At 58.9% G+C, this 4,665-nt stretch carries 4 protein-coding genes and 1 pseudogene; all 5 read right to left on the bottom strand.

Annotated features, from left to right (window positions below):
* A partial coding sequence (locus tag DT23_RS16785; RefSeq protein ID WP_038133160.1) for an IS110 family transposase occupies positions 1-547 on the bottom strand: 547 nt, incomplete at its 3' end.
* A gap of 197 nt (positions 548-744) precedes the next feature.
* Positions 745-993 (bottom strand): transposase, encoded by a 249-nt coding sequence (locus DT23_RS20410; RefSeq protein WP_276202229.1) that lies wholly within the window; start codon positions 991-993, stop codon positions 745-747.
* Between the two features lie 200 nt (positions 994-1,193).
* Positions 1,194-1,292, bottom strand: a pseudogene (locus tag DT23_RS20405) (transposase); the annotation flags it as partial.
* Positions 1,293-1,675: 383 nt separating this feature from the next.
* Positions 1,676-3,115: a Mob protein gene (locus DT23_RS16775; protein WP_156023994.1), complete on the bottom strand. Its 1,440-nt coding sequence runs from the start codon at positions 3,113-3,115 to the stop codon at positions 1,676-1,678.
* A 550-nt stretch (positions 3,116-3,665) separates the two neighbouring features.
* Entirely contained in the window at positions 3,666-4,502 is an 837-nt protein-coding gene (locus DT23_RS19900; RefSeq protein ID WP_051697388.1) for a helix-turn-helix transcriptional regulator, read from the bottom strand.
* Positions 4,503-4,665: the final 163 nt, after the last annotated feature.

Here is a 4,665-nt window from a genome sequence, read left to right as displayed (position 1 = left end):
CCTGATCTGCGGCAATGATCGTGTCGACCAAATCGGCAACCTGAGATAGGTCGCGATCGATCTGACCCAATCGGCGTTTGATCTGCTGGGACAGCAAGCGGTGAGTTGTGGCCGCAAGGCGTGCTTTGGCCGCAGTGCGATCCTTGATCAGAGCTTGCCGCGCAGTTGCCAACTGCTTGAGATCATGCAGCGTTTCGCTCTTTGGTTGATCTGCCTTCAACTGTAATAGCGACCCCATTCGAGCCAGCATTTCTGCGTCTACCCGGTCTGTTTTTGCCAGTTGGCCGGCACCTTCGCAAAAGCGCCGTGCCTGGCGTGGATTCACACGTGCAAAACTGATCGCATACTGCGCCAGGCCTGTTTCCACACATCGATGATAGATGCCGGTCGATTCAAAAATGACGCGCGAAACCCCTGCTTTAGCCGCCCATAATGCGAGTGCCTTAACTCCCTTTTTGTCGTTGCCGAACTGCTTGTGCTCCTCCTTGGCAAGCCAATACGCATCCAATTTATCTTTCGAAATATCGATCCCAATGGTATCTTCCATGCGTCTTTTCCTCACCTTGTCTTGTCATGCGGGCCCACAGCCCAAGTATCCGTACAGGTCAGTAGAAAAGACGGAGGTGACCATACTCATGCGCGGTCCACGACGACCAAGAGGGGAACGGTCCGACCTCCGCCGCTGCCCGGCCCCGCAAGCGACTGCCGTGCCGGGCAGCTATTCCAGCTTCACACAGGAACTGCTCAATTCATAAGACAAGAGGGCACGACGGCGATCAGGATGGCCCGGACGCCCCGGTTGCGCAGATCGTTCAGGACCTTGGCCCAGAACTTCGCGCCCTCATTGGCCTGCAACCACAGGCCCGGAACGTGGCGTGTGCCGTCGGGCAGAACCGCGAGGGCCACGAAGACCGCCTTGTTCGAGACCGGCCCGTCGCTGCGGATATTGACCCCGATCGCGTTCATGAAGACGATCGGATAGCAGGGGTCCAGAGGGCGGTTCTGCTAGGCGGTGACCGCCTCCATGACCGCGTCGGTGATCGCGGAAATCAGGCTGGGCGATGCCTCGACGCCATAGATTTCCTCGATAGGCCCGTTCGCCATTGTCGCTCGGACCAATGGCGCGCCAATGGCTCACTCTCGCGGGTCGTCATGCCCCGGGCATACATGCTGATGATCTTGCAATCGAACGCGGGAAAGCGGCGCTGATACTTGGCGATCAGCATCGGATCGAAGGTGGCGTTCCGGTCGCGGGGGATGTTCAGAACGGTAGTGTCGCTGTCGGTGGTCACGGTCTTCTGGCCGCTGCCGTTTCGTCGGTTGGGAGGGCTGGTTGCGGCCCTCAGGCGACTGCACGATGCGCTCTTCGTCGAGTTGGATATCCATCTGCGTGCTTGACGCGCGTTCCGCCAGCGCCTTTGTCAGCTCGCACAGAATGCCGTCCTTGCCAAACAAATCACCAGCCGCGCGGCCTTCCATCAATCGCTTCAGGATATCTTTACCGATGCGCATACGTGGGTTTCCTCTTCGAGCAGTTACCCCGTCAGCGCACAAAATTCAGGAGAGTTCCCCCACTGACGATGCGCCCGATCCTGCGCACGCTGTAGTCATGCTGCGATGCGCCCGCCAATTGCCTGCACAACCACCTGTTTCGCCGCAATTCAGGGGCGCCACCTCACATTCCCGGGCTATTTTCCGCATCATCCGGCTCATCTTTGGCGCCACCATTCATAGCAGCGGCCGCGCGCTTTAACATGCCCGCAAGATTGATGACGAGGCGCTGAACCGGGGTGCGTGACATCGGTGCCGTTTTGATAATTTTCTGGAGGAATTTTGGCGCGCGCTCGAAATTCTCCCAACGATCGCTGTCGAGCAGATCGCCGCTCTCTGCCTGTGCAACGAGGTCGGTGATCGTCTCAAGGGCGCTGTCCATCTCGTTCTCGCGTTCAGACACCGCGCTTTCGCGTTGCGTTAGGGCGGCCTCCTGACGTGCTGCGGCCTCCCGGCGCGCCTCAAGCGCTTCTTGCTCCATTCCAATCTGCTTTGCCTTCTGGCTGTGTGCCTGTTCCTTTTCCTCTAACGCCTGAGACTTTTTGCGATTTGAAAGAACCAAGTCCCGCTGTGCGGCTTCAACCTTCGCGATGTGCTTTGCCTGCGTCTTGCGCAAGCCATATTGCACAGTCGAGAGCCGTTCCTTTCTGGGGCCATGCCGCAGCAGGCCACAGGGTTTTCCAACGGCCTCATAATATCTGTCCTGAAAGGACGTCATCGCGGCCTCGTAGGCCGCTTTGTCTGAGTGTTTCCGTGATTGTGTCTTACGTTCGAGGTGCAGATGCTTATCGTTCTCGCGCTTCCAGGCGTCGAGCGCTTCAGCATTGCGCTGCTCGATCTCGGCGCAGATCTCCTCCCATACAGCGAGCGCCTCAACATATGCCGCTTCGCGTTTGGCCTGTGTCATGCGGTTCTTTGAGGGTTTAGGGCGCTTGGGTTTGGAGGGCCGGGGCTTGAGTTTCGGGCGGGGCAGGGAGGTGATTGTCTGTGCTGGCCCGTGCTCCTCTCTCCACTGTGCGGCCGCGCATTTTCCGACATGAAGCTTGTTTGCGCTTAGTTTCGGATCCGCCATGTTGAGCGCGAGAATGTGGATATGGACGTATTTCTCATCGAGATGTAGCACGGCGGAAAACTCGATGCCCGGTGGCATCCGGGATACGAAATCCTGCACTACCAAGCGCATCCATTTATTCACTTCCGCGCTGTCGTCTTTGGAACATGCGCGATATTCTTCGGATGTCATCGGATGCGAATGGATTTCGGTGTAAAGCGTTGGGGCATCCGATTTGAGACCGCGTTTATAGTGGCCGCCGTTTCTCTGCTGCACGGTCTCCCGGATCGCGGCGCGCCTTGCGTCATGGTGGGCGCGCAGATCGGTCAGAGGGATCGCGCCGGGCCACTTTATCTCGGCGGGGGTGCGTGGCGAGGGCACATGATCACAGTAGCGTGGCTCGCGCAGAGCTTCACCGAATACCTGATTGAGGTCGTTGAAGTGATCGTTCGTGCCGGCCACCTTGGTCGACTTCAGACTGTAGGTCTGGATATGAACGAATTGATAGGCCATGGCGCGGGTTCCTTGCGTGACATGGCAATCCATTTAGAATCGGTTCATGAAAATCCGTAGCGGAAAAATGAATGTCTTGATGTGGGAATGTGGATAACCTAGCGTATTGATAAGGTTGCGAAATTTTATTTCACAAATGGGCCCGCGCAAAGCCAGGCACAGTGACAGACTGTAGGTAGCTGAAGCTACCTGTCTGCCCCTAACGCCGGGGAGGCGCTCCCTCGGCTCGATAACATGCGGTGCATATATATTATCGATCCAACTGCGCGGCTGGCGATGCCAGCCTTGCACAAGCGCCACGCCAGGGCGCGGCGACAAAAAGGCTGATCGCTTTAAACGCGATCACACATGAGCGAAGATATCCGCAACGCCGATGTCGTGTGGCTCGGCGCTCGAACCGTTTGGCCGATCAGCAGGCGCCTTGAGCGCGCAGATCGCGTCGGACGTGACCCCGAAGGATGCCGGGGCCGCGATTGCGGTGCGTCAGGATGAACTGGTCGTCTCTCCTGCACATTCCTTTCCAGCATGTCAGATCTGCCGTGGGGTTGCGTCAAATCTCAAGCCGCGACACGCGCCAGTCGCCGGTGTAGCCACGCCGCAGATGCGCCGCGACGAGCTGGAACCCGCTCTGCGGCCAGTCGCGCGGGGTATCGAGAAGCACCAATTCCGCGATGCCGTATCCGTGCTCGGCCAAATCCCGCAGCCGCGCCTTGGTCGTAATGTTCACGATCGGCACCAGCCAGACGATATGCTCGGAGATTGTCATCGCATGGCGGGTGAAGCTGCGGATCTTCGACCAGGGCGGATTCGTCATGATCCAGTCGACCGGATCACTGCACGCGAGGAAATCCCGATCCAGCGCCAATTCGCACCAAGAGCGTTCAACATGATCGGGAAACTGGTCGTAAAACGCGCCCGCGCCCCGTGCCGGGTCGAGCACATGCCCGGACATCCGGTCTGCGAAATGTGTGATGATCCAGGCCGCCAGATCTGGCTGCGTCATCACCAAGTCGCGGGCGGCGTCGTTCGTTGCCGGGACCAGCCCGGGCCTCCTAGCTGCTGGCTCAGGACGCAGGGCCTGACGGATCCCGAGGGCCAAAAGAACCCGCAGCAACGTCTCAACCCTGCCGGTCAGGTCGCGCTCGAGCGCGATGATCGTTGGCCGTGAGCAGCCGACCTTTTCCGCCAGCGCGCGCTGGCTGAGCCCGCGCATCCGCCGACGTCGCGCAAGGTCCGGCCCGGCATTGATGTCGTGAAACCAAGACCACCGGAGCTGCAAGCAGGGCAGGGCGCGCGACAGCGACCCGATGCTACCCTTGCCCTGTTCGAGGTTGCGCAACGTCGGGATGCTGATCCCCGCCGCGCTAGCCGCGGCTGCTTGGGTCAAGGAAAGGTCGCGGCGACGATCCCGCAGGAGAGGGAGTGTAGGTATGATAAATTATTTTTACATTCTTGGAGAAAGAATAGAAAGATTGCTTTACCTGTGGCGAAGAGAAGTGACGTCGTCAATCGCTGACCTTGCGGGATCAACGCGAAAAGTTGAGACGAGA

Source organism: Thioclava indica (assembly GCF_000714545.1).
GTDB classification, from domain to species: Bacteria; Pseudomonadota; Alphaproteobacteria; order Rhodobacterales; family Rhodobacteraceae; genus Thioclava; species Thioclava indica.
This window is presented reverse-complemented; position numbering and strand designations above follow the sequence as displayed.

Coding starts and splice junctions, on each gene's coding strand:
- DT23_RS16775 (WP_156023994.1), bottom strand. CDS start 3,115: ATGGCCTATCAATTCGTTCATATCCAGACCTACAGTCTGAAGTCGACC.